This window comes from Haemophilus sp. HN_Hi16 (assembly GCF_049823435.1).
GTDB lineage: Bacteria > Pseudomonadota > Gammaproteobacteria > Enterobacterales > Pasteurellaceae > Haemophilus > Haemophilus influenzae_D.
In genome coordinates, this window is sequence record NZ_CP187500.1 from 1,089,440 (window position 1) to 1,116,053 (window position 26,614).

At 38.8% G+C, this 26,614-nt stretch carries 27 protein-coding genes and 2 pseudogenes; 19 read left to right on the top strand and 10 right to left on the bottom strand.

Features of this window, described 5'->3' with window-relative positions:
* Nucleotides 1-137 precede the first annotated feature (137 nt).
* Complete coding sequence (locus ACPT9C_RS05355) at nucleotides 138-2,165, top strand: BCCT family transporter (protein ID WP_050949436.1); 2,028 nt, start codon at nucleotides 138-140, stop codon at nucleotides 2,163-2,165.
* A 36-nt stretch (nucleotides 2,166-2,201) separates the two neighbouring features.
* Here the strand turns inward: ACPT9C_RS05355 and ACPT9C_RS05360 are convergent, their stop codons facing one another.
* Entirely contained in the window at nucleotides 2,202-3,677 is a 1,476-nt protein-coding gene (locus ACPT9C_RS05360) for a leucyl aminopeptidase (RefSeq protein WP_032823616.1), read from the bottom strand.
* A 106-nt stretch (nucleotides 3,678-3,783) separates the two neighbouring features.
* On the opposite strand from ACPT9C_RS05360, the gene lptF reads away from it, so the two are divergent.
* The 3 genes from lptF to metE all read left to right on the top strand — a co-directional run bounded on the left by lptF (nucleotide 3,784) and on the right by metE (nucleotide 8,424).
* Nucleotides 3,784-4,887 carry an LPS export ABC transporter permease LptF gene (gene lptF, locus ACPT9C_RS05365; protein ID WP_005664886.1) on the top strand — a complete coding sequence of 368 codons (1,104 nt, stop codon included), beginning with the start codon at nucleotides 3,784-3,786 and terminating at the stop codon, nucleotides 4,885-4,887.
* Entirely contained in the window at nucleotides 4,884-5,960 is a 1,077-nt protein-coding gene (gene lptG / locus ACPT9C_RS05370; protein WP_050949435.1) for an LPS export ABC transporter permease LptG, read from the top strand. Before lptF ends, lptG begins: the two co-directional genes overlap by 4 nt.
* A 193-nt stretch (nucleotides 5,961-6,153) precedes the next feature.
* Nucleotides 6,154-8,424, top strand: coding sequence for a 5-methyltetrahydropteroyltriglutamate--homocysteine S-methyltransferase (gene metE, locus ACPT9C_RS05375; RefSeq protein WP_050949434.1), 2,271 nt, complete (start codon nucleotides 6,154-6,156; stop codon nucleotides 8,422-8,424).
* Nucleotides 8,425-9,071: 647 nt separating this feature from the next.
* On the opposite strand, the gene ACPT9C_RS05380 is transcribed toward metE, so the two are convergent.
* Complete coding sequence (locus ACPT9C_RS05380) at nucleotides 9,072-10,082, bottom strand: phage portal protein (protein ID WP_061671239.1); 1,011 nt, start codon at nucleotides 10,080-10,082, stop codon at nucleotides 9,072-9,074.
* A gap of 9 nt (nucleotides 10,083-10,091) precedes the next feature.
* Nucleotides 10,092-11,759 (bottom strand): annotated as a pseudogene (locus ACPT9C_RS05385) (terminase large subunit domain-containing protein); the annotation flags it as partial.
* Between ACPT9C_RS05385 and ACPT9C_RS05390 the strand changes: the two are divergent.
* From ACPT9C_RS05390 to ACPT9C_RS05460, 15 genes and pseudogenes are all read left to right on the top strand, one after another.
* Nucleotides 11,747-11,926 (top strand): annotated as a pseudogene (locus ACPT9C_RS05390) (GPO family capsid scaffolding protein); the annotation flags it as partial. The pseudogenes ACPT9C_RS05385 and ACPT9C_RS05390 sit on opposite strands and share 13 nt — an antisense overlap.
* Before the next feature lie 21 nt (nucleotides 11,927-11,947).
* Nucleotides 11,948-12,997, top strand: a complete 1,050-nt coding sequence (locus tag ACPT9C_RS05395) for a phage major capsid protein, P2 family (RefSeq protein ID WP_050949432.1) — start codon at nucleotides 11,948-11,950, stop codon at nucleotides 12,995-12,997.
* Nucleotides 12,998-13,008: 11 nt separating this feature from the next.
* Nucleotides 13,009-13,659, top strand: a complete 651-nt coding sequence (gene gpM, locus ACPT9C_RS05400; RefSeq protein ID WP_423717284.1) for a phage terminase small subunit — start codon at nucleotides 13,009-13,011, stop codon at nucleotides 13,657-13,659.
* Between the two features lie 292 nt (nucleotides 13,660-13,951).
* Nucleotides 13,952-14,458 (top strand): head completion/stabilization protein, encoded by a 507-nt coding sequence (locus tag ACPT9C_RS05405; RefSeq protein ID WP_050949430.1) that lies wholly within the window; start codon nucleotides 13,952-13,954, stop codon nucleotides 14,456-14,458.
* Nucleotides 14,458-14,667: a tail protein X gene (locus tag ACPT9C_RS05410; RefSeq protein ID WP_005653052.1), complete on the top strand. Its 210-nt coding sequence runs from the start codon at nucleotides 14,458-14,460 to the stop codon at nucleotides 14,665-14,667. Before ACPT9C_RS05405 ends, ACPT9C_RS05410 begins: the two co-directional genes overlap by 1 nt.
* A gap of 1 nt (nucleotide 14,668) precedes the next feature.
* Nucleotides 14,669-14,890, top strand: a complete 222-nt coding sequence (locus ACPT9C_RS05415; protein WP_005689816.1) for a phage holin — start codon at nucleotides 14,669-14,671, stop codon at nucleotides 14,888-14,890.
* Nucleotides 14,883-15,401 carry a lysozyme gene (locus ACPT9C_RS05420; protein ID WP_050949429.1) on the top strand — a complete coding sequence of 173 codons (519 nt, stop codon included), beginning with the start codon at nucleotides 14,883-14,885 and terminating at the stop codon, nucleotides 15,399-15,401. The genes ACPT9C_RS05415 and ACPT9C_RS05420 overlap by 8 nt, the downstream gene beginning before the upstream one ends.
* A complete protein-coding gene (locus tag ACPT9C_RS05425; RefSeq protein WP_050949428.1) occupies nucleotides 15,386-15,736 on the top strand; it encodes a chemotaxis protein in 351 nt (116 codons plus the stop codon). The genes ACPT9C_RS05420 and ACPT9C_RS05425 overlap by 16 nt, the downstream gene beginning before the upstream one ends.
* Nucleotides 15,651-15,914: an Rz1-like lysis system protein LysC gene (gene lysC, locus ACPT9C_RS05430; RefSeq protein WP_076773352.1), complete on the top strand. Its 264-nt coding sequence runs from the start codon at nucleotides 15,651-15,653 to the stop codon at nucleotides 15,912-15,914. Before ACPT9C_RS05425 ends, lysC begins: the two co-directional genes overlap by 86 nt.
* Nucleotides 15,911-16,099: a TraR/DksA family transcriptional regulator gene (locus tag ACPT9C_RS05435; protein WP_423717282.1), complete on the top strand. Its 189-nt coding sequence runs from the start codon at nucleotides 15,911-15,913 to the stop codon at nucleotides 16,097-16,099. Before lysC ends, ACPT9C_RS05435 begins: the two co-directional genes overlap by 4 nt.
* The gene (locus ACPT9C_RS05440) at nucleotides 16,096-16,320 is read left to right on the top strand and encodes a hypothetical protein (RefSeq protein ID WP_230304903.1); all 225 of its coding nucleotides are present in this window, start codon (nucleotides 16,096-16,098) and stop codon (nucleotides 16,318-16,320) included. The genes ACPT9C_RS05435 and ACPT9C_RS05440 overlap by 4 nt, the downstream gene beginning before the upstream one ends.
* On the top strand, nucleotides 16,250-16,672 hold the full coding sequence (locus tag ACPT9C_RS05445; RefSeq protein ID WP_050949427.1) for a phage virion morphogenesis protein: 423 nt from the start codon (nucleotides 16,250-16,252) through the stop codon (nucleotides 16,670-16,672). Before ACPT9C_RS05440 ends, ACPT9C_RS05445 begins: the two co-directional genes overlap by 71 nt.
* Before the next feature lie 91 nt (nucleotides 16,673-16,763).
* Complete coding sequence (locus tag ACPT9C_RS05450; protein WP_230304904.1) at nucleotides 16,764-17,159, top strand: hypothetical protein; 396 nt, start codon at nucleotides 16,764-16,766, stop codon at nucleotides 17,157-17,159.
* 101 nt (nucleotides 17,160-17,260) lie between these two features.
* A complete protein-coding gene (locus tag ACPT9C_RS05455) occupies nucleotides 17,261-17,500 on the top strand; it encodes a hypothetical protein (RefSeq protein WP_230304905.1) in 240 nt (79 codons plus the stop codon).
* Nucleotides 17,433-18,725 (top strand): phage tail tape measure protein, encoded by a 1,293-nt coding sequence (locus tag ACPT9C_RS05460; protein ID WP_230304906.1) that lies wholly within the window; start codon nucleotides 17,433-17,435, stop codon nucleotides 18,723-18,725. Before ACPT9C_RS05455 ends, ACPT9C_RS05460 begins: the two co-directional genes overlap by 68 nt.
* 111 nt (nucleotides 18,726-18,836) lie before the next feature.
* Here ACPT9C_RS05460 and ACPT9C_RS05465 read toward each other — a convergent pair whose 3' ends face one another.
* From ACPT9C_RS05465 to rsxB, 7 genes are all read right to left on the bottom strand, one after another.
* Complete coding sequence (locus tag ACPT9C_RS05465) at nucleotides 18,837-20,210, bottom strand: sodium-dependent transporter (protein ID WP_061671238.1); 1,374 nt, start codon at nucleotides 20,208-20,210, stop codon at nucleotides 18,837-18,839.
* Nucleotides 20,211-20,267: 57 nt separating this feature from the next.
* On the bottom strand, nucleotides 20,268-20,903 hold the full coding sequence (nth, locus tag ACPT9C_RS05470) for an endonuclease III (protein WP_005688005.1): 636 nt from the start codon (nucleotides 20,901-20,903) through the stop codon (nucleotides 20,268-20,270).
* Between the two features lie 179 nt (nucleotides 20,904-21,082).
* Nucleotides 21,083-21,790 (bottom strand): electron transport complex subunit E, encoded by a 708-nt coding sequence (locus ACPT9C_RS05475; protein WP_050949068.1) that lies wholly within the window; start codon nucleotides 21,788-21,790, stop codon nucleotides 21,083-21,085.
* A gap of 1 nt (nucleotide 21,791) precedes the next feature.
* Nucleotides 21,792-22,460: an electron transport complex subunit RsxG gene (gene rsxG / locus ACPT9C_RS05480; protein WP_050949069.1), complete on the bottom strand. Its 669-nt coding sequence runs from the start codon at nucleotides 22,458-22,460 to the stop codon at nucleotides 21,792-21,794.
* Complete coding sequence (rsxD, locus tag ACPT9C_RS05485; protein ID WP_050949070.1) at nucleotides 22,460-23,536, bottom strand: electron transport complex subunit RsxD; 1,077 nt, start codon at nucleotides 23,534-23,536, stop codon at nucleotides 22,460-22,462. The genes rsxG and rsxD overlap by 1 nt, the downstream gene beginning before the upstream one ends.
* A 4-nt stretch (nucleotides 23,537-23,540) precedes the next feature.
* Complete coding sequence (rsxC, locus tag ACPT9C_RS05490) at nucleotides 23,541-26,000, bottom strand: electron transport complex subunit RsxC (RefSeq protein ID WP_050949071.1); 2,460 nt, start codon at nucleotides 25,998-26,000, stop codon at nucleotides 23,541-23,543.
* On the bottom strand, nucleotides 26,001-26,582 hold the full coding sequence (gene rsxB / locus ACPT9C_RS05495; protein WP_050949072.1) for an electron transport complex subunit RsxB: 582 nt from the start codon (nucleotides 26,580-26,582) through the stop codon (nucleotides 26,001-26,003).
* Nucleotides 26,583-26,614 lie beyond the last annotated feature (32 nt).

Sequence of the window (26,614 nt, forward strand, 5' to 3'; positions counted from 1 at the left end):
CAATCCTTCAATTCCTACTGAACGTTTCCTTCAAAATCGCACTTCTATGTGCTGTCCTTTGTAGTGGTTCCATTACACATTTTTGCCTCTAGGCAATTTTTATTAAATCTATTCACTTAATCGTTAAGGGGAAAAGTTTGTCTTTATCTCAATTTATGGCAAAGAGAACGTCATTTAATCCTTTGGTAATTGGCGTTACATTATTTTTTGTGTTGTTACTGATGGCAATGATTTTTATTGCGCCAGAGCAAACTCAAGCATTATTGAATCAAGCTAAAAGTGGTATTTTTGCTAATTTTAGTTGGTTTTATGTACTCACTTTTTCAGTGTTTTTAGGATTTTTATTAATTTTATCAGTAAGTAGTCTTGGCAATATAAAATTAGGGCAGGATGAAGAAGAACCTGAATTTAGTTTCTTATCTTGGCTTGCAATGTTATTTGCCGCTGGAATGGGGGTGGGGTTGATGTTTTTTGGCGTAGCAGAACCATTAACCCATTATCTTTCTGACATTACAGCAGGTTCTGCAGAACATAAACAACAAGAGGCTTTACTTCATACTCTGTTCCACTGGGGCATTCACGCTTGGGCAGTATATGGCACCATTGCTTTAGCATTAGCTTATTTTGGGTTTCGTTATAAATTACCTTTAGCGTTGCGCTCTTGTTTTTATCCTTTATTAAAAGATCGTATTAATGGCAAAATCGGCGATGCGATTGATGTTATGGCATTACTTGCCACATTGTTTGGGATTATTACTACATTAGGTTTCGGTTCATCACAGCTTGGTGCAGGACTTGAACAAATAGGTTGGATAAGCCAGAACAGCTTTGGTTTACAAGTTGGCGTTATTGTTGTGGTGATGTGTTTAGCGGTGTTTTCTGCTATTTCTGGTGTTGGAAAAGGCGTGAAAATATTAAGTGAAATTAACTTAACTTTAGCATTTTGTTTACTTCTCTTTGTTTTAATTGCAGGACCTACGTTATACCTTTTATCTGCATTTAGCGACAATATGGGGAATTATTTCAGCAATTTAGTGCAACTCAGTTTTAAAACCTATGCTTATGAACAAGAACATACTAGCTGGTTTAGTGGATGGACTGTGCTTTATTGGGCTTGGTGGTGTTCTTGGGCTCCGTTTGTGGGTTTATTTATTGCCCGTATTTCTAAAGGACGAACTATCCGTGAATTTATTTTTGGTGTATTAGTTATTCCAAGTTTATTTGGTATTTTATGGTTTACTGTTTTTGGTAATACAGCAGTATGGCTAAATGATGGCATTGCTGCGGGCGGGCTTGGCGAATTTATTTCTTCCCCAGAAATTTTATTATTTAAATTTTTAAATTATCTGCCTTTGCCAACAGTAACAGGCTTTGTGAGTTTATTAGTGATTTCATTGTTTTTTATCACTTCAGCGGATTCAGGCATTTATGTGTTAAATAACATTGCATCTCGTGATAAAAGTTTAGCTTCGCCTGCGTGGCAAGCCATAATGTGGGGAACTTTAATGTCTGTTGTTGCAATTGTGCTTATGCAGTCTGGTGGACTTGCTAATTTGCAAACAATGACATTAATTGTTGCCTTGCCTTTTGCTTTATTAATGTTGGTAATGTGTTTTAGTTTATGGAAAGGCTTAATTGCGGATAAAAAATATTTTTCTACTAAAGTCAATCCAACTAGCATTTTCTGGAGCGGCGATAAATGGAAATCACATTTAGAGCAAATGATGAACCAAACGCAAGAGAAAGATATTTTACGTTTTCTTAAAAATACGGCGTTACCCGCTATGCGAGAATTACGTCAAGAATTAACAGGAAAATATAATTTAAGTGTAGAAATCAACAGATTATTTGAACAAGAAGAGCCAGCTTTGGAATTGGTAATTCATAAAGAATCAATGCGAGATTTTATGTATGGTATTAAATCTGTTGGGCGAGAAGTGTCAGAGCAACTAATTAACGATGAAAATCTACCGCACATTCAGCATAGCACTACTTATGAACCTTACACTTATTTTTTTGATGGACGAGTCGGTTACGATGTTCAATATATGGATCAAGATGAATTGATTGCTGATATGTTGAAACAATATGAACGTTATTTAAGTTTGCTTGATGATGTGGGTCAGGAACTAATGGCACACGAGCAAACCGAATTAGCAGAGTAATCGATTTAAAGGTGCAACGTGTGCCTCGTTTTTTGGTTATTTAACTTGATTAATCAAAAATTGGGTTAATAGCGAAACTGGGCGACCAGTTGCACCTTTATTTGCGCCTTGTAACCAAGCCGTACCTGCAATGTCTAAATGTGCCCAGCGATATTTTTTCGTGAAGTTAGACAAAAATGCACCAGCAGTAATTGCGCCCCCCCAGCGACCCCCAATATTGGCAAGGTCGGCGAAAGGCGATTTCAATTGCTCTTGATATTCTTCGCTTAATGGTAAACGCCACGCTTTGTCAGTAGTTTCTGTTGAGGCTTGGAGTAGTGCATTGGCAAGAGCGTTATCTGTAGAAACTAATCCGCTATTGTGTTGGCCAAGGGCAACCACACAAGCCCCCGTTAAGGTTGCAACATCAATAACAAGCTCTGGTTCAAAGCGTTCAACATAAGTAAGGGCATCACAAAGGACTAAGCGACCTTCTGCATCGGTATTGAGCACTTCTACGGTTAAACCGTTCATGGTAGTCAGAATATCGCCTGGGCGATAAGCATTGCCATCTGGCAGATTTTCACAACCAGCTAAAACACCAATAATGTTTAAAGGCAAATTCAACTCTGCAATGGCTTTCATTGTGCCGAAGACAGAGGCAGCCCCACACATGTCATATTTCATTTCATCCATGTCAGCGGCAGGTTTAAGTGAAATACCGCCCGCATCAAAGGTTAATCCTTTGCCGACAAGTACAATTGGTTTGGCGTTTTTATCTGGCGCATTATTGAATGTCAAAATAGACATGTAAGCACGGTTTTCAGAGCCTTTTGAGACGGCAAGATAAGCGTTCATTCCAAGTTTTGCCATTTCTTCTTCATCCACAACTTTCAATGCAAGTGCGGTAGAATTTTCTGCTAAATTTTTTGCTTGTTCAGCAAGATAAGCAGGGTTGCAGATATTTGGCGGCATATTTGCGATGTCGCGTGCTGCTTTTATGCCTGAGCTAATGGCATTGGCGTGAGCAATGGCTTGTTGTGCTTGTTCGCAATCCGCATTAAAGATGAAGGATTCTAAAACAGAGGCTTCCGTTTTTTGAGATTTGAAATGATCAAATTGATAATTAGTGTGTTCAATCGTTTCAATGGCAAAGCGGATATTCCAATAAAGATCGCGATCTTTTAATTCAATTTCAGTTAAATAAGAAACAACTTCACGCGTGTTGGTTTCTTTTAGCGTTTTTAATACAGCTTGGATGATTTGTTTATATTGACGCTCCGTGAGTTCTCCTTTTTTGCCACAGCCAACGATTAATACGCGTTTAGCAGATAAACCTTGAAGATCACGAAGTAAAACGATTTGGGCTAATTTTCCAGTTAGCTCACCTGATTTCACTAAATCGTTTAAATAGCCTTGGGTTAATTGATCGATTTCATTAAAACTTTTTGAAAATTCATTATTTTCATAGACGCCTAAAACAATGCAATCAGTGGTTTGAGAAAGTGCGGTATTTTTTGCTTGATATTTCATTTGTTATCCTTAAATTTCTGTTTAATTCAGCGAAAATAAGGTATCATACGCGACCGATTTTATCCAGTTTTCCCCCGTTTAGATTTAGAAAAACAAACGAAATAAGATGATTTTAATTCGATATTTAATAAAAGAAGTTTTCAAAAGCCAAATCGCAATTTTACTAATTTTGCTATTGATTTTTTTTAGTCAGCAGTTTGTACGTGTATTAGGTGCGGCGGCAAATGGGAATGTGCCAGCTGATTTGGTTTTCTCTTTATTAGGCTTAGGAATGCCGACAATGGCTCAGTTGATGTTGCCGCTATGTTTATTTATTGCAATTTTACTGACTTTTGGTCGCCTTTACGCTGAAAGTGAAATCACAGTGATGCGCGCGTGCGGTGTGGGGCAACGGATTTTGGTTAAAGTGGCATTGATTATGTCTTTATTAACAGCAGGTATTGCCGCTTATAACGCATTATGGCTTTCGCCTTGGGCAATTCAAAAACAAGTGAATATAGTGGAAGATGCAAAGGCTAATCCAACCGTTGGCGTGCTGTCTTCAGGTCAGTTTATTTCTACCAACAACAATAACGTTGTGTTATTTATTGATAAGATTAAAGATAACCAAATCCGCAATGTTTATTTATTTCAAATGACTCCTCAAAAACAAACAAAACCTTCAGTGGTAACGGCTGAAAAAGGGGAATTAATTGCGTTACCAAATGGCGATCAAGTATTAAATTTGAAAAATACAAAAAGGGTTGAAGGAACTTCTGTTTTGCCAGATTTTCGCATTACACATTTTGATGAATATCGTGCCTATTTAGGTTATCAAGCAGCAGAAAATACCAATGATGAAGCAGCAGAATTAACATTATCTCAACTTATCGATTTAGATTCTTCTTCTGCGAAAGCTGAATTGCATTGGCGTATTACCTTAATTTTGGCAGTGCCATTAATGGCATTGATTGCTGTACCATTAAGTCGCGTAAATCCTCGACAAGGTAGATTTGCCAAAATTTTACCCGCACTTTTACTCTATTTAATTTATTTCTTGTTACAAAGCTCTTTTAAATCTGCAGGTGCAGCGGGAAAATTAGAGGCTGAACTCTTAATGCCGCTTGTTAATATCGGATTTTTCTTACTTGCGGTGGTGTTGAATAGCTGGGACAGTAAAATAATGTATAAATTTCGCTATTTATTTAGTCAGAAAGGATCGGCAAAATGATAAATACCCTTGATCGTTATATTGGAAAAAGTATTCTTGGCGCGATTTTTGCTACTTTAATGACTTTAGTGGGATTGTCGGCGATTATTAAATTTGTCGAACAATTTCGTAGTGTAGGTAAAGGCACTTATGATATTTGGCAAGCGGTAATTTTTACTGGTTTAACTATGCCTAAAGATATTGAAACTTTCTTTCCTATGGCAACATTGCTTGGTGCATTAATTGCACTAGGTAATCTTGCTAGCAGAAGCGAACTTGTTGTTATGCAATCAGCAGGATTTTCTCGCTTTAAAATTGGAATGGCCGTGATGAAAACTGCATTACCATTAGTAGTATTTACAATGATTATTGGGGAGTGGGGAATTCCACAAACAGAACAATTTGCACGAGATATGCGCGCTAAGGCTCTTTCTGGTGGTTCTATACTTTCAATAAAAAATGGCGTGTGGGCGAAAGATGGTAATAATTTTGTATTTGTTAGGCGGGTAACGGATGATGCAAAATTAGACGATATTTATATTTATACCTTTGATCAACAGCATAATTTAACAGAATTAAAACATTCAAACCAAGCGAGTTATTCTGAAGATGAAGCTAAATGGACATTGCGTCAAGTTAATCATTCAACGATTACAAAAGATGAAATCATTACAACGAATCATTTATTAGAAACTTGGGAAACTAGTTTAACGCCAGATAAATTAGGTGCGGTTTCTTTGCGCCCGACATCATTATCTATCTCTGGTTTATATCATTACATTTCATTTCTGCGTGAAACAGGGCAAGATGTGAGTCGTTTTGAACTCACGTTTTGGCGTAAAATTTTCCAGCCTATATCCGTTGGCGTAATGATGTTATTAGCCTTATCTTTTATCTTTGGATCGCTACGCAGCGTGACAGCAGGCGCAAGGATAGTTACTGGGATTTGTGTAGGATTCTTATTTTATGTCGTTAATGAAATTTTAGGACAAATGAGCGTGGTTTATGGTATTCCAGCCATTTTCGGCGCATTGATCCCGAGCTTGCTTTTCATTGTGATGATTTGGTGGTTGTTAAGTCATAAGCGAGATTAGCTTTAAGGGGATAAATTAGTTGAATTGATTCATTGTTATTTAATAAATAGGGGAATGTTTAATTATGAATTTATTTAATGCAAATCCTGAAAATAATAAGTTTGCATAATAAATAAAGATCAAGCATTCTATATTGGTATAGACGTTTAGCCGTCTAAATGATTAAGAAAATTACTTTAAAGTGGGAGTTATTATGACAACAGCACATATCTTAGGCTTTCCTCGTGTAGGGGCAAAACGTGAATTAAAATTTGCACAAGAACGTTATTGGCGTAAAGAATTATCTGAACAAGATTTATTAGATTTAGCGAAAGCATTGCGTGAAAAAAACTGGAAACATCAAGCTGCGGCGAATGCAGATTTCGTTGCAGTGGGCGATTTCACGTTCTACGATCATATTTTAGATTTACAAGTGGCAACAGGAGCAATTCCTGCTCGTTTTGGTTTTGATAGTCAAAATTTAACCCTTGATCAATATTTCCAACTTGCACGTGGTAACAAAGATCAATTTGCGATTGAAATGACCAAATGGTTTGATACGAACTATCATTATCTCGTGCCTGAATTTCATAAAAATACACAATTCAAAGCTAATCCAGCACATTATGTAAACCAAATCCGTGAAGCAAAAGCGTTAGGCTTAAACTTCAAACCAGTGATTGTTGGTCCATTAACATTCTTATGGTTAGGTAAAGAAAAAGGCGAAACATTTAACCGTTTCGATTTATTAAATCAATTAGTGCCTGTTTATGTTGAAATCTTAAACGCATTGGTGGCAGAAGGTGCAGAGTGGATTCAAATTGATGAACCTGCATTAGCATTAGATTTACCTGCAGAATGGGTTGAAGCTTATAAATCTGTTTACGCTGAATTAAGCAAAGTGAATGCAAAATTATTATTAGCTACTTATTTTGGTTCCGTTGCAGAACACGCTGAGTTATTAAAAGCTTTACCTGTTGCGGGCTTACATTTAGATTTAGTTCGTGCACCAGAACAACTTGCAGCATTTGAAGATTACAGCAAAGTATTATCAGCTGGTGTGATTGAAGGCCGTAATATCTGGCGTGCAAACTTAAACAAAGTGTTAGATGTATTAGAGCCATTAAAAGCAAAATTAGGCGAGCGTTTATGGATTGCACCAAGCTGTTCATTATTGCACACCCCATTTGATTTAGAAGTGGAAGTACAACTAAAAGAAAAAAATACCGCACTTTATAGCTGGTTATCTTTCACGCTACAAAAAGTAGAAGAATTAAATGTATTAAAACAAGCCTTAAATCATGGTAGAGCGTCTGTACAAGCGGCATTAGATGCAAGCCAAGCGGCAGCAGATGCACGCGCAACATCAAAAGAAATTCATCGCCCTGAAGTGGCAGAACGATTAGCAAACTTGCCAAAAGGTGCGGATCAACGTAAATCGCCATTTGCAGAACGTATTGTTAAGCAAAATGCATGGTTAAATTTACCGCTTCTACCAACCACAAACATTGGTTCATTCCCGCAAACGACTGAAATTCGTCACGCCCGTGCGAGCTTTAAAAAAGGTGAATTATCCCTTGCAGATTACGAAGCAGCGATGAAAAAAGAAATCGAATATGTAGTGCGTCGCCAAGAAGAATTAGATTTAGATGTGTTAGTTCACGGTGAAGCGGAACGTAACGACATGGTGGAATATTTCGGGGAATTATTAGATGGTTTTGCCTTCACTAAATTTGGTTGGGTACAAAGCTACGGTTCACGTTGTGTAAAACCACCAGTGATTTACGGTGATGTGACTCGTCCTGAGCCAATGACAGTACGTTGGTCACAATATGCACAAAGTTTAACTAACCGTGTAATGAAAGGAATGCTTACAGGCCCTGTGACTATTTTACAATGGTCATTTGTGCGTAACGATATTCCACGTTCAACCGTATGTAAACAAATCGGTGTGGCATTATCTGATGAAGTGTTAGATTTAGAAGCAGCGGGCATTAAAGTCATCCAAATCGATGAACCAGCAATTCGTGAAGGTTTACCACTTAAACGTGCAGATTGGGACGCATACTTACAATGGGCTGGCGAAGCATTCCGTTTAAGCTCAATGGGCGTGCAAGATGATACACAAATTCACACACATATGTGTTATTCCGAGTTTAACGACATCTTACCTGCTATTGCGGCATTAGATGCAGACGTAATTACCATCGAAACTTCACGTTCAGATATGGAATTATTAACGGCATTTGCAGATTTCAAATATCCAAATGATATTGGCCCAGGTGTTTACGATATTCACAGCCCTCGCGTACCAACAGCAACGGAAGTGGAACATTTATTACGCAAAGCATTAAATGTCATTCCAAAAGAACGCTTATGGGTAAACCCAGACTGCGGTTTAAAAACACGTGGTTGGACAGAAACCATCGACCAATTAAAAGTGATGGTGGATGTAACCAAAAAATTACGTGCGGAATTAGCGTAAGTTATAATACAGAAAGTATAATTTTCAAACACAATATAATTAAAGCCGAATCTCTATGGGATTCGGTTTTTCTTATAGATAAATAAACGTTGAATATAATAAAAAAGCCTTGATTTTAGTAAAATCAAGGCTTTTTAATGTCTTATAGTGATGTATGATTTTAGTTTTTGGTGGAGCTGGGGGAAACTGATCTAGATATATATCAACTTGTTTTTAATAAAGATATTTTACAAGTCAATCAGCTTTACTACGCTTACTGCCATAAAAACAAGACGCTAATTCAGATGATATTTTGTCTTTTAGGGACGGCGATTGTATCATCAAAACTTGCATTTACTTGAGTAATTTTGCGTTAAAGAATTTGATAATAAGGATCTGAATGGCGGTAGATGTGAAAAGGGTTAGGAAAGGATCTAAAATTGCGTTGAAATCGACATCTTTAGTGTGCGGGCGTGGCGAGGGTTTGACTGCGATTTTTCATACGTAAAATTGGGCGAAAAATCGGGCTGAAATAAGGATTTAAGATTTGTCATATTGATTGATTTGATATAATACACTGGGGCAATACTAATACTATACAGGACAAAAACAGCTCTTTTAGCAATAAAAAACCCGCATTTCTGCGGGTTGTTTATTTTTGAAAGGATCTAATTTAGCAATTTGTAATCGGAGAACGTGATCACTTCTTCCCCTACCCAACTATTAATCTCTTTCAATCGTTCTTGCAATGGGATTATCTCATTGATAAAAAACACTCGCGTTGCCTTTTCAACGTCACCAAAGCCGCCTGTATTGTTAGGAACAATTCCCATCAGTTGCGGTGGCACACGGTGCGCGGCTAACACATCATCACGGCTTGTATTCTTAATGTTTAAGAAATCATCTTTGGCGATAGCATCAGACAATGGAATAACTTGCATCCCATCTTTCTTTCCGTCTGGAATATACACAAATAAATTTTTAAAGTTACCAGTGCCTTTTGTTTGTCTGATTTGTGTTTTGATCGCTTCAATGTCGTCTTTGTTTTGTGTCGGGTCGGTCATGTAAATAATTGAACCCGCATGTGCGCCGTTCAAATAATATTTGCGACGAAATAACGTTGCACTTTCATTCAAGAAAGCTGATTGTAAAGCTGCGAGATATTCCGGCACGCCATAAATCTCTTGATTTACATCAGGGTTGATCAGATTAAACACCGCATCTTTCGGGAATTCGTATTCGTCAAAGCCATTCACAATCTGATAAAAAATGCCTTTCTTCACGCCAACGCGGATATATTTTGCAAGGGGCGATTTTAACGCAATCACTTTCCCGAATGTGTTTTCAACTTTTTCAAGGTAAGCATTACCGAATACTAAGTAATCTTGCACCAGTTTTTCTAACTGCGTGCGTGGTAAAAGTGCGGTCGTTTTACAGGTAGAAAGCAAAATATTTTTCTTCACCGTGATCGCACTGTTATGATGTGCAGATGCATTTAAGGCTTTGGCAAGATAACTTAAATTAATTGGCGGGTTGTAATATTTCTCATACATCAACACGCTTTCGAAATAATTCAATACTTCTGCACGGTCAAGCACGGGAATAGGTTCACCAAAGCTGAACGCCTGTGCTTGATTCCCCGTAGAAAGTGCGGTTGATTTTTTTGATTTTTTGCTCATTTGGTAATCCTATTCAAAAGTGAAAATGGTTGATTGGTTACTTGATACATCGCCGTTTAAACCATAAGGCACATTTAAAATGCAGTTCATAATTGCCCATGATAAGTCGCCATGGCTTGCATCTTCTGAACGGTCAGAAACATAAGTAATCTTCCCTGTTCCGGTAATACGTTTTTTGACTGTCATAAAACTGGTGATGATTTCGTTACCATCAAATTTAAGGCGGCGTTTCTGAATTAAGTTTTGCGTTTTTAATACCATCTCATTTTTTAAATCGGCGTTGTAATCAAGACCGATTGCCATTGGATAGAATTTTTTAACTTCTTGGAATACGCCAGAACCCATCCCCGTTTTATCAATCACAATACGGGTGACATTGTAATCATCACAGAAACTTTTAATTCTGCTCGCTTGTGCTTCATAATCCATGCCGTGAAATGTTTGCCAATGCAAAACACGATAATCACCGCCTTCCACTTTAGGCGGAGCGATGATCGCCAATGCTGCACGGTCGCCAGTAAAGGCGGGGTCATAACCTAACCACACTTCACGATTACCAAATGGGCGTTGATAGAATGGCTTGTAATCGTGCCATTCTTCCAAGCTGTCCACTTGGCAAAGTTGCAAGTCGGCAAATTTAAACGCCGACGTGTTATCATCTGCAAACTGGCATAAAAACAACTGTTCAAATTCTTCTTTGCTGTTTTCTGCGATTAGGTCGTCAATGTTGAATAGATTGCACCAGCCTTCCATTGCATCATAAATACTCACAATCTGTTTCCATTGCCGGTCGGCACAAAGTTTCCCATTCTTTAAGTTTGCGTGAGAAATATCGATTTCGATTTTTTCTGATTTCGTACGATTGCGATTAAATGCCTTGCCTGAAAAAAACGCATAAGCAGGGTGTGCAATCGTGGTCGGCGTGGAAAAATAAGTTTGGCGATACATCTTTTGCGCCGCCATACCCGATGCCACTTTACGCATCACATCAAATTTAGGCACCCAAAACACTTCATCGAAATACAAATTGCCGTGGTAGGATTGAGCTGTAGCGGAGTTCGTGCCAAGGAAAATTAATTCAGCCCCATTTGGCAGTTTGATTGTTTCGCCTTTTAAATCTACATCTGCCGTTTGCTTGGCATAATTCACAATATACGAGCGAAACTGTAAGGCTTGTTTTTTACTGGCAGATAAGAAAATTTGATTGTGCCCCGTCGTCAAGGCATCAATAAAGGCTTCGTGGGCAAAATAGTAAGTCGCCCCGATTTGTCGGCTTTTTAAAATATTTCTGATGCGGTGTTCTTTCGCCTTGTGCCAAATTCGCTGATAATTAAACATCCCATCAAGAAAGCCATTAATCAGCAATTCCTCTTGTTCCTGATCAATGGCATTGGGTTCGGCTTTCTTGCGGTTGCCCTTGTTGCGGTTCGCCAGTTTCGGGTTTAAATCTACTTCGTTACCATCGCCAAAAGAATATTTTTTCACTCTCGCCATCCGTTCCATTTGGCGACCAAGCAAATCAATTTCTTTGTAATCTGAACCGCTCTTTTCTTCTTTCGCAATCAGCAAATTCAATCTTGTCTCAAGGGCTAATTCAACCCGACCGACAGGCGCAATATCATCCCACTTTTCTCTGTCTTTCCAACTGGCAATCGTTGATGCAGGAAAAATTAACCGCACTTTCTGACGATTTAGCCAAACAAAAAGCCGCAATCGAAGAAATGAAAGCAGGCAATGCGGAAATCCAAGCAACCTTTGTTGAACTCAAAAAGCTGGTTGAACCCGAAAATCCTCGCCCTTTAGTTTACGGTGAACAACCTGAAACTGACGGTCGCTTCTTTTAATTTATCGTAGGAAAAAACCAAATGAATAAATTTACCAAACAAAAATTTAATGCTTATGTAGTTGGTGTTGCACAAGATAACGGCGAAGATGTGGCTTTTATCGCAAATGGCGGTCAGTTTACCGTTGAGCCAACTATCCAACAAAAATTAGAAAATGCCGTGTTTGAAAGCTCCGATTTCTTAAAACACATCAATGTAGTGATGGTGCAAGAGATGAAAGGTTCCGCATTGCGTTTAGGTGTGCTTTCACCAGTGGCTAGCCGCACAGACACTAACACAAAAGCACGTGAAACCACAGACATTCACAGCTTGCAAGAAAATACCTATTCTTGCGAACAAACCAACTTTGACACGCATTTAAATTATGCAACCTTAGACAGTTGGGCAAAATTCCCTGATTTTGCCGCACGTGTGGGCAAACTCAAAGCCGAACGCATTGCATTAGACCGCATTATGATTGGTTGGAATGGCACAAGTGTAGCCGCAACCACAAACCGCACTGAACATCCATTATTGCAAGATGTGAATAAGGGTTGGTTAGTCCAAATCGAAGATAAAGCCAAAGCCCGTGTGTTAAAAGAAATTGAAAAAAGCAGTGGCAAAATCGAAATCGGTGCAGGTAAAACCTATAAAAACCTTGATGCCCTTGTCTTTGCATTAAAAGAAGATTTCATTCCAGCACAATACCGTGATGACACTAAACTGGTTGCAATTATGGGTAGCGACTTATTAGCCGATAAATATTTCCCATTAATTAACCAAGAAAAACCAAGCGAAATTTTGGTAGGCGATACCGTCATTAGCCAAAAACGTGTGGGCGGTTTACAAGCCGTATCTGTCCCATTCTTCCCGAAAGGTACTGTGTTAGTCACATCGCTCGACAACTTGTCAATCTACGTGCAGGAAGGCAAAGTGCGTCGTCACTTAAAAGATGTGCCTGAACGCAATCGTGTGGAAGATTATTTATCGTCAAACGAAGCCTATGTTGTGGAAAACTACGAGGCAGTTGCCATGGCGAAAAATATCACCATTCTTGAGGCACCTGCGCCTATTTCGCCTGTGGCAGCATAACGGAATCAATAATGCGCCCAACCAAACGCCATTTTCTGGAATTTTCTGCCGCTATTGCTAATGCGGCAGAAACCGAAGATCTAAGCGACTTTACGGAATATGACAAAATGTGCCGTATTCTTGCTCGCCATCGAAAGGATTTGAAAAACATCCAATCAACGGAACGCAAAGGCGCATTTAAAAAGCAAATTTTGCCTGACTATCTACCATGGATTAAAGGGGCGTTATCTGTTGGAAGTGGTAAACAAGATAATGTCTTAATGACATGGTGCGTATGGGCAATTGACTGTGGCGAATATCATCTTGCCTTACAGATTGCTGATTATGCCGTTTTTCACGATTTACACTTGCCAGAGCCATTTACCCGAACACTTGGCACCTTGTTAGCAGAAGAATTTGCCGACCAAGCCAAAACCGCAAGAGCAGCTAATAAACCGTTCGACGAATCTTACTTAGCGCAAATCCAACGCATTACTGCCGATTGCGATATGCCAGATGAAAGCCGTGCGAGATTATTGCGTGAATTGGGCTTGTTATTGGTTGAAAAGCACCCTGAACAAGCACTGGCATATTTAGAACGTGCTTTGGGTTTAGATCAAAAAATTGGCATAAAAGGCGACATCAAGAAACTAAAAAAACAATTATCAACAACTGAATATTGATGTTGTTTTAATGCCCCGTCTAAATCGCCTGACCGACTTGGCATTTTAGGAAAATTTTTCTTGTTTGAGCGTAGCGAGTTAAAAATTTTCCGTTAAGAAAATGACAACAAAGGGCAGAAAAGAGATTTAATCGGGGTGTGTTCTTTGGTTCTTTCTTGCACAAGCAAGAAAGAATATAAACCGAGCAAACCACGCAGCCGTCGGGCGGATTAAAAGTGCGGTCAAATTCTGACGGATTTATTGGCTGTGCTTAATTTAATCCTCACCCGACTTTTTTTATAAGGGTAAATCAATGAGCGACGGCGCAATATCAGTCAAACTTGCCCCTGATTATGAAATGGGCGAAGTGCAGCAACAGTTAAATGATTACGATACATCAGATGACATTATCAGTAATGATGGCTTCTTCCCCGATATGTCACTTTCTCAATTTCGTAATCAATACCGTGCAGACGGCACTATTACCACACAACGCTTACAAGATGCCTTAATTGAAGGAATGGCAAGCGTCAATGCGGAACTCTCCACGTTTAAAACACAAAGCAAACGCGACAGTTTAGAACAGATCACTGCCCCATCAGTCAATGGCGAAAGCGTACTGGTTTATCGCTATAAACGTGCGGTAAGTTGCTTGGCACTGGCAAACCTTTATGAACGCTATGCAAGCTATGACAGCACTAACGATGGCGAAAAGAAAATGGCACTACTCAAAGACAGCATTGATGAATTACGCCGTGATGCTCGCTTTGCAATTAGCGACATATTGGGCAGAAAACGCGTCGATGCGGAGTTAATCTAATGCAAGTTTACGCACAACAAAATGACAATTTAGATGCCATCCTTTATCGCCATTTTGGACGAAGTGAAGGCTTACTCGAAATAACCTGCGAACTCAATCCACATTTAATGGACAAGCCCATTATTCCCATTGGTACGGTAGTCAATTTGCCAGATGCCGATACAGAAAAAATCAGTGTAGCAAATGACACAATTCAACTTTGGAGCTGATATGCACGACACACCATCAAGAGCGTCTTACACATCAGGAATATTCGCTTTCTTAATTGGACGCATTGCCGATATGTTCTCAAATGTAAATTGGGCTGATGTCGCATCGATTACAGGTATTGTGATTGGTGTCGCCACCTTTCTTGTGAATTGGTATTACAAGAAAAAAGACTTTGAATTAAAAGAAAAAGAACTTAAACAACGGAGCCATCATTATGATTAAACGTTCAGCTAAATACATCTGCGCCATATCCGCCATTGTTGGACTTGTGATTGCCACTCATGGGAATGAAATTCGAACATCCGAAAAAGGCTTGTTACTGATTGGTAATGCAGAAGGTTGCATGAAAAAGCCTTATCAATGCCCTGCCGATGTTTTAACAGTCGGCATAGGCATAACCGATGCTGTTGAAAAAATTGACCGCAATAAAATTTACACCTTACAAGAAATTGCTGAGTTATACGTAAAGGGCATTAAACAATCAGAAAAATGCGTTAATCAATATGCCAACGGTCAAACCATGCCACAAGGCGCATTTGATGCCTTAGTCTCCATCACCTTTAACGTAGGATGCGGCAAATTAAAAAATAGCTCACTTTTTAAAATGGCACGCCAAGGCTACAGCAAAGCTATGTGCGGTCAGTTTGAGCGTTGGATTTATGCCGCAGGAAAACCATTAAAAGGATTGATTGAACGCCGACAAAAGGAGAAAGCCCTATGTTTAATTTCTTAACCGCCAAAGAAAGAAGCATTTTACTTATCGGGCCAATATTGCTTGTACTCTTGATTATGTTTCTGGGATTTGAGGCTAATTATTGGCGAAAAGAAATGCTCAAAGAAGAACAGCTAAAACTGAAATGGCAAAACGCTTACATTGAGTTAAATCATAGCGTTCAAAATTTTGCCGAACAGCAAGCACAACTTATTCAAGCCGTAAACAACCTCAAAGCAAAGCAAAATCAACAAACACAGAATTTAAAAAATGTACTTAAATCAAACCAAGATTGGGCTGACCGCCCTTTGCCTGATGATGTTAAACGCCTGTTCAACTCAGCAGGAAATCATTAAATCGCCGATTCTTTGTCCGCAAACCACAGAGTGCAGTGCGTATTCGCCACAAATTCGCACCAATGGTGAATTAGCCGAAGCCTATTTACAGACACAGCACCACCTTGATTTGTGCATTATTGAAAACTCAAGTTTAAAAAAATGTATAGATGAATTTAATAAAAAGGAACAGCCATGACAGATCAATTCGACCGAGCACAACAGCTTGAAGAAATGCAACGTGAAATCGCCCTTAAAAAACACCGCACTTTTAAAGCAGTAAGTCGCCTTTATTGTGAAGATTGTGAAGATTGTGAAGATTGTGAAGATTGTGAAGATTGTGAAGATTGTGATGCCCCATCCCAGAAAAACGCAGACAAATGATTCAGGGCGTAACAAGTTGCGTGGTTTCTAAAAAAGAGGGTAATAACGTACAAATTCATTACGCAAAAGAACCAGTATGGGATGAATCAACCCGAGTAAAAGTCTATTTAGAAAACTGGGATTCGCCAATTTTTGAGGGGATACCGTCTAATGGTTACAGTAGAAGAAGTTCAGGCAAAATTGACCGCACTTATTGCCAATCTTTCTCCGCAGGCACGTAGACAACTTGGGCGAAAAATCGGGCAAGCCTTACGAAAAAGCCAATCGAACCGAATTGCACGCCAACAAAATCCCGATGGTTCTGCCTTTGAACCGAGAAAACCATGTAAAGAATTTAGAAAAAAGAAAGGGCGAATCAAACGTAAAGCCATGTTCGCTAAACTTTGCACCGCCCGACATTTAAAAGTGCGGTCAAATGGTAACGAAGTTTCAGTGGGTTTTAATGGCTCAAGTGCCGCCATTGCTGCAGTGCATCAATACGGTTTAAGCGCTAGCCCATCTAAATATAAAGATTTCAAAGTGCAATTACACCAAAACCAATTGCAAGCCCAAGTAAGCCAACAGACAGAATAAATAATGAAAGTATCGCAATCATATTTCCCCCTTTTGCTTGCTCGATTATTGAGCTAAATAATTAATCTTGTTAATAGAAAAGTGAATAAAAATGAATAATTTACAACTTACCGTTTTATTAAATGCCATTGATAAAATTTCTGCTCCAGTTCGCAGTGCATCTAAAAGCGTTAATGAGCTATCGGCAAAACTAAAAGAAAGCAAATCGATTCAGCGACAACTAAATCAGCAAAATAAACAGCATCAAGCTGCAATGAAACAATATGCTTCTGCTATCAATCCATTGAAATCAAAATTAGATTCACTGAATCAAGAATTAGAGCAAGCAAAACAAAAAGCCGCATCTTATGCTCAATATATGAAGAATGCTCAACATCCTACTGCAGGACTTCAAAAGGAAGTAGAGAAAGCGAAAAGTGCGGTAAAAAACTCAAGCAAGAACAAATTGATGCAGCAAATAAATTACAGCAAGTACGCCAAGAATTAGCAAAATCAGGCATTTCTGCAGAAAAACTCGCACAAAAGCAAAGAGAACTACAGAAAAACACCAAAAGCGCAACAGTTCAAATTAAAAATCAAGAAACCGCATTGAAAAAACTCAACGCTAAACAAGTAGCTTACAATCAATACCGCGGACAAGTTGAAACTCTCAAAAATATTAGTGGAAAATCACAAATTATTGGAGCTCAAGCCTCTGCTGTGGGTACAACGATCACTGCACCAATTGTCAATTCCATTCGAGATTTTATGTCGTTTGAAGATGTTATGGTGGGGGGTCGCTCGCCAAGTTCCAGGGCTAAAAGACAAATTTGGGCAATTTACCCCTAAATACGATGAATGGAAAAATAAGATTAAACAGCTTTCAACTGAATTACCTCTTACCACAAATCAAATTGGTGACATGGTTACTGCTGCAGCGAGAATGGATATTCAGGAAAATGAATTGGAAGATTTTATTCGCTTAAATACCCAAATGGCGACAGCATTTGATGCAGAAAACCCCGATGAATTAGTAGAGTTATTTGGTAAAGTACAGAAAAACTTTAAATTAACCACCAAAGATGCCAAAGAGCTAGCCGATACTATTAACTATTTAGATGATAATGCCATTTCAAAGGGGACAGATATTATTAATTTTCTAAATAACACATCAGGAATTGGTAATTTAGTCAAAATTAGTGAAAAGAATCTTGCTGCACTTGGTTCAACTTTATTAACGGCAGGAAACGAAGCCAGTACATCAGCCAAAGCAATCGAAAGTACATTCAACCGTCTAAGTAAAGCCACTAGAATGAAACCCGTTAATAACGGACTAAAAGCGTTAGGTTTAGATCCAAAAGCGATTCAAAAAGCAATGGTAAAAGATGCTCAAGGTACGTTAATGATGATTGTTGAAAAAATAAAAAAATTGCCTAAACATTTACGGGCTGGCGTAATTAGCGATATTGCAGGCGGAAATTATAATACCCAATTAGCAGGGCTTGTTGCCAATACCGAAGAATGGCGCAGACAAATTGAACTGGCAAATAGTGAAGAAGCTAAAAATAGTATGGCTAGGGAATTCCAAACCCGAATGACTACTTTATCAGCAAAATGGCAATTATTTAAAAATCGTTTATTCAATGTAAATAGTTCTGTAGGAGCCAGTTTAAAAGATACGATGACTAGCTTAATGGACGGAGTTGGCTATTTGCTTGATAAAATCCAGACGTGGATTGATAAACATCCTAAATTAACCTCTACTATAGCAAAAACTGCAGCTGCAATCGGGGGAAGTTTAAGTCTATTAGGTGCATTAAGCCTTGCTTTAAGTTTTATACTCTATCCAGCTGCACGGCTATTTTTAGGCTTATCCAAACTAAATGTAATTCTTCATAAATTTTCAGGACATTTATCATCTGCAGGGTGGCTAATATTAAGAGGATTACTTTCTCCGCTAAAATTAATTGCACTGGCTATCAGTCCACTAGGGATAGTTAAATGCGTGGGCTTACGCCCAACCTACATTGGATTATATGTTGTTATATCAATAACCAAGCTAAAACAAGCATAAAGTGCGGTTAAAAAAGCTAATAAAAGAAAGACAAGGAATTAGCTTAAAACTAATAATATTTTGTAGAAATTTTAAAAAATAAAACCGAGCATTTACTCGGTTTTTTCTTTTTTAGAACAGATTGCTAATAAAAATCACTAAGATGATCACGGGGACAACAAATTTCACGTAGTTAAACCAAATTTTGATGAAAGTTGAATATTTTGTTGAAGAAAGTTCTTTTTTGGCTTCATCTTTTAATACAAAACCAACGAAAATAGCACAGCCAAGTGCGGTCAGCATAAAGAGAATATTTCCACTGGCGTAATCGTAGAAATCGAAAATGCTTTTGCCGAAGATGGTTACGCTTTTCCATAGATTATCCCCTAAAATTGCTGGAATATTGCCTAATAGAAAGATCCCTCCAAGCGTAAAAATAATGGCTTTACCACGACGCATTCTGAGTTTTTCTTGCAATGCCGTGATGATTACTTCATAAATTGTGATGGAAGTCGTTAGTGCGGCAATTAATAATAAGCCGAAGAAGATAATTGCAAAGAATTTACCTGCCCATAAGTGAGAAAATACGATAGGTAAACTTTGGAATACTAAAGTTGGCCCTGCGTTTGGTTCAATTCCAAATGTGAAAAGTGAGGGGAAAATCATAAAGCCAGCAAGTACGGCGATAATTGTGTTGGTAAAACCTGTAATCACTGCAGTATGGATTAAGTTTTCTTCTTTATTGAGGTAACTGGAAAGGGTAATTAATACACCAAAACCAAGGCTTAATGCGAAGAAGACTTGACCTAAAACGAAGATAAATAATTGTGGCGTAATTTTGCTGAAATCTGGTTTTAAATAGAATGTAATGCCTTCCATTGCGCCCGGTAATGTTACGTTGCGAATAACCATTCCAATTAAGAAGATAAATAGCAGTGGCATTAAATATTTTACCGAACGTTCAATCCCACCAATGATACCTTTTGCCAAGATAATGTAATTCACGATAACAAATAAGAGGGTGTAGAATATAATTTCATAAGGGCTATTGCCGATGTGAAGATCGTAGAAATTTTTGGCGATGTCTTTTGTGATGGGGGTTGAAATGTCTAATGTACCGTTAATTAGGCTAATGATATAAGAAATAACCCAGCCACCAAGCACCATATAATACGCCATAATGCCAAATGCGCCGAGTAAGCCCATATAACCTAGTATTTTCCAATATTTAGAAATGCCTTTTCCTTTGTCTAGGATTTTATCGCCGAACGCATCAATGGAGTTGACACGTAAGCGGCGACCTATCACGTTTTCAACTAAAATCATTGGGATACCGATTACAATCATTGCGATACAAAAAAGTAGAACGTAGGCGCCGCCACCATTTTCCCCAACAAGATAAGGGAAACGCCAAGTTGCACCGAAGCCAACAGTTGCGCCTGCAACCGTCATAACATAAGTGAGACGGCTCGACCAAGTTTGTCGCTGTTTATTATTTGTTGTCATTTTTTATCCTATTTCTAATAAAAGTGCGGTAAATAATTAGGCTGTTTTACCGCAAAATTAAAATTCAACTTTTTCTTTATATTCACAAAGATCTTCAATAATGCAAGATCCACAACGTGGTTTGCGTGCAATACAAGTGTAGCGTCCGTGTAAAATCAGCCAATGATGAACATCTACTTTAAATTCATTAGGCACGACTTTAAGCAGTTTTTCTTCCACTTTTACCACATCTTTACCTGGTGCAAAATTAGTTCGATTGCATACACGGAAAATATGGGTATCCACCGCAATGGTTGGATGACCAAATGCCGTATTTAGTACAACATTGGCTGTTTTTCGTCCAACACCTGCTAATGCTTCTAAGGCTTCACGATTTTCGGGGATTTCGCCGTTGTGCTTTTCGATTAAATCTCGGCAAGTTTTGATAATATTTTCTGCTTTGCTATTAAAAAGCCCGATAGTTTTAATATAGCTTTTTAAACCGTCTAATCCTAAATCTAAAATCGCTTGAGGCGTGTTTGCCACGGGGAATAGTTTCTCTGTTGCTTTATTCACGCCTTTATCCGTTGCTTGTGCCGATAGAATGACCGCAATTAATAATTCAAAGGGCGAATTATATTGTAATTCAGTGGTCGGGTGGGGATTTTGCTCTCGTAATCTTGTGAGTATTTCGATTCTTTTTGTTTTGTTCATATTTTGTAGAAATTAGTCTATTTGATTTATTGAAATTATTTGTTTAGAAGGTTGCAAGCCCCCTTCCGTCACTTCGTGACACCTTCCCCCGCAAGCAGGGGAAGGCAAGATTTTTTTGAACCTCTTTTTGTCACTTTGTGACATCGCCCTGTAAGTAGGGGAAGCAAGATTTGGTTGCCTTATTTTTTTACATTATCAATTCGATTTTTTATGGCGAGGAGCAAGCCTAAGCCTATAAATGCGCCTGGTGGCAGAATGAAAAGTAAAAAGCTACTGTCTGTATGGTAAATATGGTGCGTTAAAAATTTTGCTTGTTCGCCGAATAGATTTTCGATGCCCTCAAAAATCGTGCCTTGCCCAATAATTTCACGCAATGCACCGAGTACTGTTAAGCTAAGTGCCATTCCTAATCCCATTGAAAATCCATCCCAGATGGAATGGAGTAAGCTGTTTTTTGAGGCGAATGCTTCTGCACGACCGATAATAATGCAGTTAGTCACAATTAATGGAATAAAAATCCCCAGTGATTGATAAAGCGTATAAGTGTAAGCATTCATTAAAATTTGAACCGCTGTTACTGTGGTTGCAATGATCATCACGTAGATTGGAATACGGATTTCCTTAGGAATATATTGACGGAAAAGGGAAATGACCGTATTTGTGCAAGTGAGTACAAGCATTGTAGCTAAACCCAAACCAAGAGCGTTGGTGGCTGTGCTAGACACCGCTAAAAGTGGACAAAGCCCGAGAAGTTGAACAATGGCTGGATTATTTTTCCAAATTCCTTGAGTAAAAATGTCTTTCCAGATGGATTTTTGTTGATTTTCAACCGCACTTTCTATTTGTTCTTCTTCAAGTGCGGTATTTTTTTCAGTTAAATCTGTCATATTATTTCACTTGTGTTGAAAGCTGTTGTAACAAGGCTTGGTTATTTAGCATGATTAATGCTGAACGTTTAGTTTGATTAACCACTGCGCGAGGTGTAATGGTTGCACCCGAAAATTGATCAAATTTTCCGCCATCTTTTTTGACTGCCCATTCGCTTAAATTATGTTCATTAATCGGTTGATTTGTGAAACCTAAAATCCAGTTAGAAATTCGGCGTTCAATTTTATCGCCTAAGCCCGGTGTTTCGTGATGTTCGATTACTCGTACGCCTAACACTTCGCCTTTAGGATCTAATCCTACAAGCAAGCGAATATCACCAGAATAACCATCGGGTGCAGTGGTTTCATAGGCATAGGCAGAAACATTTCCATCTTTTTTCGCAAAATAAATTTTCTGAATGCCCAGCAAATTTTTATCTTGAGGAATAACCGCACTTTCTAGCAAATTATTGTTGAAATAATCTTGTGGAATAACCGCACTTTCTAGCAAATTATTGTTGAAATAATCTTGTGGAATAACTTGTAGAAGTAATTCTCGCTGTTGTGCTGCGATTACCGCATCAATTTTATCTTTTGTTAGGAAGAAAATTCCTGCAGAAATTATTGTGCAAAGTAGGGCAATAAAGCCTAGTAATATGCCGTAACGCGATGTGATTTTTACTGTACCCATTATTTTCTTCCTTTTGTTGGATAACCAGATACGCGAGGACGTGTGTAATGATCGATAAGTGGAACGCAAATATTACTTAATAAAATGGCAAATGCCACGCCGTCTGGATAATTTCCGTGATAACGAATGAGATAGACAAATAACCCCACTAATGCACCAAAAAAAATTTTTCCTCGTGGTGTAATGGAGGCTGTGACAGGATCTGTCGCAATAAAAAATGCGCCAAACATCATTGCACCACTCACGAGTTGGCTAATCGCACTTAAATGCGTGAAGCCAGTGAAAGCAGTGGCGGTGGCTAAACAGAAAAAGGTCACGATCATTGCCACTGGAATTTGCCAGTGAATGATGCGTTTTAAAATAAGGAAAATTCCACCCACTAAGAAAGCCACATTGACTTGCCACCAGCCTTGAGCAAAGTCGGTTCCATTACCTATAAAAATCGGTAGTTTAATTAATTCATAAAAATCATTTAATTGAGTGTGATTTTTATAGAAAATTTTTGCACTATCCAAAGGCGTTGCTTGGGTAATGCCATCAATGTTATGTGTAAGTTGTGAAAGCGTAAATCCGTCAGTGGTTAAACCTGAAAATATTAATGAAAAGGCATCCGAAAAAGTTGGTGGTTCCTGTAATAAATTAATTGGAGGCATCCAAGTTGTCATTTGTAACGGGAATGAAATTAGAAGAATTACATAGCCAATCATCGCGGGATTGAATGGGTTTTGCCCTAACCCCCCATAAACTTGTTTACCTAATAAAACTGCACAGAGTGTTCCAATGATGATGATCCAATAAGGTGCATAAGGTGGAATAGCCATCGCCAAAATTAACGCAGTCAGGGATACGCTGAAATCTGAAAGATAATTGAGCGGTTTTTTACCGCGTAATTTTATTGCAATAAACTCCGCAATGATTGCTGTACCAATGGCTAATGCGGATTGAAGCACCACGCCAAATCCAAAATAATAAATTTGCGTGAAAAAAGCGGGCATCATTGCCAATATTACCCAAAGCATAATACGCGCTGTGAGTTTTCCTGAATGGGTATGTGGGGAGCTAACCATTTTAAACATTATTTTATTCCTGATTATTTTCTAATGTTGCTTGTGTTTTTGCCAATTTCTTTGCTTTTGCTCGAGCAATCGCTGCGGCTACGGCGGCTTTTTTAGGGTCAAGTGCGGTTGAATTTTCTTCTGTTTTTTCTACCGCACTTTTTGTTTTTTCTACTTCATTTTCTGCGGTTTGAGAGTTTGAAATAGCTTCGGTGGTGCTATTTGCTTGCGCAAGTTTTTTCGCTTTTGCTCGAGCAATCGCTGCGGCTACGGCGGCTTTTTTAGGGTCAAGTGCGGTTGAATTTTCTTGTGTTTTTTCTACCGCACTTTTTGTTTTTTCTACTTCATTTTCTGCGGTTTGAGAGTTTGAAAAAGCTTCGCTGGTGCTATTTGCTTGCGCAAGTTTTTTCGCTTTTGCACGCGCAATCGCTGCGGCTACGGCGGCTTTTTTAGGGTCAAGTGCGGTTGAATTTTCTTGTGTTTTTTCTACCGCACTTTTTGTTTTTTCTACTTCATTTTCTGCGGTTTGAGCGTTTGAAATAGCTTCGGCGGTGCTATTTGCTTGCGCAAGTTTTTTTGCTTTTGCACGAGCAATCGCAGCGGCTACCGCTGCTTTTTTCGGGTCAAGTGCGGTTGAATTTTCTTGTGTTTTTTCTACCGCAGTTTTTGTTTTTTCTACTTCATTTTCTGCGGTTTGAGAGTTTGAAATAGCTTCGGCGGTGCTATTTGCTTGCGCAAGTTTTTTCGCTTTTGCACTCGCAAGTGCGGCTGCAACCGCTGCTTTTTTCGCATCGGTTGGCTGAACAGATTGTTCTTGATTTTCGACTTGAGATGCTGCTTGCTGACGAGCTAAACGGCGAGCCTTACGTTGTGCCATTAAATCTGTGTTATCAGGTAAAACTTCCCCTTTTTCTGAGGTTAGTGTTTTAATCTGCGTTGATTCTGTTTCATTGGCTTTTTTCGCTTTCAAGCGTTCGAGTGCCGCCTTGACTGGATCTTCCCCTTTAGTTTGTGCTAATTCTTCACGGCGAGCCTGTGCTGCACGTTGTGAACGTGCTTTACGCTCTTGTTCTTCACGTTCCATCCGTGCTTGTTTTGCTTCAAAGCGAATTTTGGCTTCATCTGATTTCTTTTGTTTTTCTTTTATTTGCCAGATTTTAGCTTTTTCTTGGCGGAAATATTGAATTAGAGGAATATGGCTTGGGCATACGTAGGCGCAAATTCCACATTCAATACAATCTTTGAGGGCGTATTCTTCCGATTTTTTGTGATCTTCACTGCGCGCAAACCAATAAAGTTGTTGTGGCATTAAATTTACTGGGCAGGCATCAGAACAGCTAGAACAGCGAATACAAGCCTGTTCTGCTTCAGGTTCGGCATATTCAAGATAATCTGGAGCAAGTAAACAATTGACAATTTTTGTCACAGGCGCATTGAAGTTTGGAAGCTCTAGTCCCATCATTGGCCCACCCACAAATACAGGAAAATACTTGTCAAATTGATAGCCAACATCGCTCAATATTTGGGAAATGGGTGTGCCAAGACGAACCCAATAATTACCTTTTTCAGCGATTTTATTTCCAGTAAGGGTAACGACACGTTCAATTAAAGGCTCGTCATTTATAACTGCTCTTTTTATTGCAAACATTGTTCCCACATTTTGCATTAATACGCCAATGCTGGACGAACGTGCACCACTTGGCACTTCTATCCCTGTGAGCAAATAAATCAGTTGTTTGGTAGCACCTGAGGGATATTTTGTTGGAATGATCCGAACGCTAATGTCATTTGCTCCCTGTAGTGCTTTGCGGATTGCCTCTATGGCTTCAGGCTTGTTATCTTCAATGGCAATGACAACTTTTTCAGGACGCAATATATAACGTAAAATACGAATGCCTTCTATTATTTCATCAGCGCGTTCACGCATAAGACGGTCATCACAAGTAATATAAGGCTCACATTCTGCACCATTAATAATTAAGAGTTTGACTTTTTGCTCTGCTGACTGAATTTTGGCAGCAGTCGGGAATACCGCACCGCCTAAACCTGCTATACCTGCTTGATAGATTTTGTGGATAAGTTGTTCTGGCGATAGCGTTGAAAAATCATCAATAGGATTACGTTCGATCCATTGATCTAAACTATCTGCTTGTAAATGAATTGTGGGTTCATCAAGACCTGAAGGATGGGTGGCAACATAAGGTTTAATCGATTTAATTATGCCAGAAGTGGGCGCGTGAACTGGCAACATACGCAAGCCATCGCCTTTTGTTAAGGCTTGTCCTTTTAAAACGTAATCGCCCTCTTTTATTAAGAGATTGCCTGTTGTTCCTACGTGCTGTTTGAGTGGAATGTAAAAATCCGTGCCGAGAGGCAGATGGCGTAATGGCTGTGAATTAGATTGAGATTTCATTTCTGGTGGATGAATGCCACCTTTGAAATCCCATAATTTACCGGAATTGAAACGAGATAATACGTCCGCCATTTATTCCCCCACAACCAATTTTTTTTCAAAGCCATCGACATTCATTACTGGAATAACAAGTTTTGCATCAAATTTCCAATCCCAATTATCGATATTTTTTTTCACGGGAATCATTAAAATACAATCTGTCGGGCAGGGCGCAACACAAAGCTCGCAACCCGTGCAAAGATCGGGAATAATCGTGTGCATTGCTTTATTTGTACCAATAATGGCATCAACAGGACAGGCTTGGATGCATTTTGTGCAGCCAATACACATATTTTCATCAATAAAAGCGACTTTCTCGATAGGTTCTTCTACGCCATCCATTGTTGGCACATCAACCCCTAGAATTTCGGCAATTTTTACGATAGTTGTTTGACCACCTGGAATACATTTTGTGATTTCATCGCCATTGCAAATGGCTTCAGCATAAGGCTTACAACCAGGATAACCACATTGCCCACATTGGCTTTGCGGTAAAATAGCATCAATTTTCTCTACGACAGGATCAGCTTCCACTTTGAGCTTAATTGATGCAAAGCCCAAAATTGCACCGAAAATTAAAGCAAGTAGCGTAATTACGATGAATAAAAAAGTCATTATTTCTTTCTTTTTCCTGAAAAATACTGAGA